The sequence below is a fragment of the Hwanghaeella sp. LZ110 genome (genome assembly GCF_048892525.1).
Taxonomy (GTDB): Bacteria; Pseudomonadota; Alphaproteobacteria; order UBA8366; family Aestuariispiraceae; genus Pacificispira.
The window spans coordinates 1-3659 of record NZ_JBLZHT010000019.1 but is presented as its reverse complement, the minus strand read 5'-3'; the positions used below and the strand labels follow the sequence as shown (position 1 = coordinate 3659).

General features: G+C 47.6%; 3 protein-coding genes and 1 tRNA gene. All 4 read right to left on the bottom strand.

The features are described from left to right. Positions 1-192: 192 nt before the first annotated feature. Entirely contained in the window at positions 193-2517 is a 2325-nt protein-coding gene (locus ACOSDM_RS19980) for a UvrD-helicase domain-containing protein (protein ID WP_420726303.1), read from the bottom strand. 4 nt (positions 2518-2521) lie between these two features. Continuing rightward, positions 2522-2719, bottom strand: a complete 198-nt coding sequence (locus ACOSDM_RS19975) for a hypothetical protein (protein ID WP_420726302.1) — start codon at positions 2717-2719, stop codon at positions 2522-2524. 167 nt (positions 2720-2886) lie between these two features. Continuing rightward, positions 2887-3372, bottom strand: a complete 486-nt coding sequence (locus tag ACOSDM_RS19970; protein WP_420726301.1) for a hypothetical protein — start codon at positions 3370-3372, stop codon at positions 2887-2889. Between the two features lie 160 nt (positions 3373-3532). Next, positions 3533-3609 (bottom strand) — tRNA-Met (locus ACOSDM_RS19965). Between the last annotated feature and the right edge of the window lie 50 nt (positions 3610-3659).

Sequence of the window (3659 nt, the reverse complement as noted above, 5' to 3'; positions counted from 1 at the left end):
AAGACGCTCGAATTGTGAATCCGATAGCCAAAAGTGATGAGTGCTCATCAGAACCTCCTTGTTCATGGAAGGTCTGAATCAGATTTGCAGCGCCAAGGGAACCCAGTTTATGGGTCCTGAGCCTAGACAATGGAGGAAGAAGCGGGCCACAGGTCAAGGAATTTAACTAGCCTAAGTTTTTGGTAAGTTAGCTCAGCGTTGATCCGTGACTTCAATCAAGTCATTTTTAATTGCGGGCTTCAGTAGGTCGCTAGCACCCCGCGCTTTAACGCCCATAAATGCAAGAGCGTTACGAGCTCTTGAGGCGGCGACGTACAAACGATTGTGGGCCGTGTACTTGGAGAAGTTTCTCGAGACAGAGTTGGATGTCGCACCCTCGTACGGAACCCGGCCTCTATCGACCCCTACTACAACAACAACCGAGAACTCAAGCCCACCTACGTAATCAGCATGGCCAAGCACTATATGCCCAGCTTTTTGGGCTCGTTCAACGGCTGCGTAATCTCCCCGCCTCTCAAGCAATGTGACATTTTTATTTTGATTTTTTGCAAGGGTCCTAATTCGATCAACGACGTCAAATGATAAAGACGTAATTAAAACTTCCCAATTTTTTGCGTTTGTGGCCTCTTTTAATTTCTGTGCTTCCGTGAATGCTCCCTCAATCATCGCAGCATCATCCGCACTCTCCAGGTAGCGAACGGGCTGACTCAAACTTTCATCTTCGAGCGTATAAGCACTCTGCGCAGACGTGAGAGTATTCTTGAAGTTCGTGAACAGCGTTGCGCCAGAAGCGAGTATCGATGAGCAAACCTCAACGATATTCGGTGACGAACGAAAAACGGCGTTTATGTCGGTTACATTCTCTTTCACCTCGCCAGTTGCGTCGAAAAGCGTTTCAAATGCCTGAATGTCGTCCCAACCGCGGTCGCCGACAGCCTGAGCTCGATCAACAGAAAATGAAATTGGATAACTTTGAGGATCTCGAGAGAAGTGGTGAAAAATATGAAGCTCGTTTATGTTAAATAGATGCGTTTCATCGACTGCGATAAAATCATAGCCTTCCTTTTCCCGACGCCTTCTCCAGATCGGGGTGTCAAGCTGACCCGTTGCAGAAAGAACTACATCGTCCGTATCGAATTGCCCCGCACTTTCAAGTTGGTCTTGGTAAAGAGAAAATACTCTGTAGGCGAATCCTTTATCCGCTTCATTTGAGATCGGCAATCCGTATTTCAAAGAGGGGCACGTTTTATAAATATCAAACAAGTCACCCGAACGCCCCTTTATTAAAATACTGATTTCATGTTGAAATTGAGTTGCCAGTTCATCATCCGGCACAGAATTTAAAAAATCTCGAAACACATCGCTCATATGCGGTGCAAACGAACTTAGCTCCTCTCGCTTTGCGCGCTTAACGGCCACCTCAATGTACATTTCTTGTAGCACCTTAGAGTCCTGAGCGTCACGATCCACGAATTCCGTAACAGAAATGCTCTTAGACAGTAAATCGGCGCAGATACCGGCTAGGGTCGATACTTTTAGCGACGTATTGTGGCGAGTAGGCTCCCGGTTTTGTGGCCCATGGGGTTCCATTACTTCCAAAATTTCAAAGATAGACCGCCTTGTCGCCTCACTATGGGTAACAAAAATCGCCGCGCATCGATTTCCCTTGGACTCAGCCTCAGCGATCACCCGTAAAGTCCGCAAAAGTAACGCGGAGGTTTTGCCAGTGCCTGCCGGACCTTGCAGCCGGTGAGGACGGTAGTCGTCGCCAAAAACAAAACCTTTCTGACGCTCTGTTAAGACCTCCATCCATTTATCGTAGGGCCGAAATACCGACTGGGGCCGCCCAAAATCACTTGCCCTTACGTCGATATCTACCACTCCTTTGGAAGTTACCACCGTTGATTCTGGATCCTCAATCTTGGCGTTCTCATAGACCTTTGGTAAAGCTTCATGGACTTTTCGAAATCTTGTTAATTCCGCCGCCTCGGTTGCGGAGTCGCCTCCTGTAGTGCCGGCCTTGTAAACAAGCCAAAAATGCCCACTAAGATTGCGCTTCTTGAGGCGCCCTCCCATCGGCTCACGCTCGATAGTAATACGGAACCCAGAACTAGAGGAAATAGGCAATGGAAAAAGAACCGCCTTGGTTGAACCCGTAATAATTTTTTCTGTCGGATTAAGAACCCCTTGCCCCCAATACTTTATAGAAAACCGCATAACCCTCTGCAGAATTGTAAGAGCTTCAGCTCTTCCTTCCCTGATAAAAAGCCCACTGCCTTTTAAATCAAAAACCAAGAATTTTTTCTTCGTCCATACTCCAGGCGTCCCCAAGAAAACGGCCGGTCCATTCACAAAAGAAAAAACATTCGGTGGCAACGGTATATCGCCAATCGACGCACTGCCAATCAAGGCTGATAGCAGACTTCCTCCCTCTGCATAGTCCGAACTTTGAAATTGGCGCCGAGAGACCAACTCCCCCACTGCACCGTTATCTATGCAAATTATTTCCATCGCCATGAGCCTATTCCTTACCCGTATGGAGAGATTTGAAACGTTCTGCGTCGGCTTTTGCTACCTCTTCGACGCCAATCCGAGAATACAAATACGCGAACGTCTGCAAGATATGTTCAACAGTAGGAGACCCAATCTGGGAAACCGGCATTCCAAAATCTTCGGCATCAAAGGAAAGCTTGTTTCGAACATCATCGGTGAGTTCCATGTAGGCTTCTTTTGACAGTCCATTCTTCAGAAGCTCTGTAACATCTTCACCTAAGGTACCGACCTCTCGCAAAAGGCATACATACCCGTCGCGGCCACCCCCCTCCTCAATACCCTCTAAGAAATAGTGCCCAGCCACATCATGATTGAACAAACGTCCAAGAATTTCTAAAATAACATTCTCGCATCGACCACAAAAAAACTGTATAATTCTTGTTTGTTTTTTTCTTCGAGTGTCTGAGAATACTCCATCTGTTCCTTTACAAGATTGTGGAACTTTTGATTGGCTTCCCTTTTTTTCCTCGGCTTCTCCTCGTCTATAGAAAAATGGACGCGGGCAATATCGTGAAGCCGGATTGATTCCAATAATGCTGCGGATAAACCTGCACCTTTCAAAGCACCTGTCAGCCGCCCATTGAGTTCCTTTTTGTAGCGCTCTTTAATCAATTCAAGCCCGTCAACCAACAGCCAGTCCGCCAATTTGACGATTGGGACGTAATTCAGAATACGATACTTACCTTGGGCAAAATCACATCGGGCCGTTATCGCCAAGCCATAAACCACGCAACCTGGATAACGACCGGCATAACCGCACGTAAAAATCGTTCCCTGATCGAGAGCCCCTATTTGGGCGGCTTTAAGGTCTGGCCTCAAAATATCCCTCACATCGACAAGTTTTTATTGCGCGAACGGTGACATAGAAAACGTTTCGGGAAAAGAGTCTCTGGGGCAAAATCTGCCATCCCCTGCTTCCTATATGCTTCCTAAAAGGAAAGCCCCGCTGTGTGGGGCGGGGCTAAGGTATTGATAAGATTGGTTGCGGGGGTAGGATTTGAACCTACGACCTTCAGGTTATGAGCCTGACGAGCTACCGGGCTGCTCCACCCCGCGTGGGTGTGGTTTGGTAGGAGGTTGGGGGTTTGCATGGTGTATTGCTGAGG

What these genes read in the sequence shown, in the direction of transcription:
- ACOSDM_RS19980 (WP_420726303.1), bottom strand. Translation starts at nt 2,517, where the DNA reads ATGGCGATGGAAATAATTTGCATAGATAACGGTGCAGTGGGGGAGTTG.
- ACOSDM_RS19975 (WP_420726302.1), bottom strand. Translation starts at nt 2,719, where the DNA reads ATGGAACTCACCGATGATGTTCGAAACAAGCTTTCCTTTGATGCCGAA.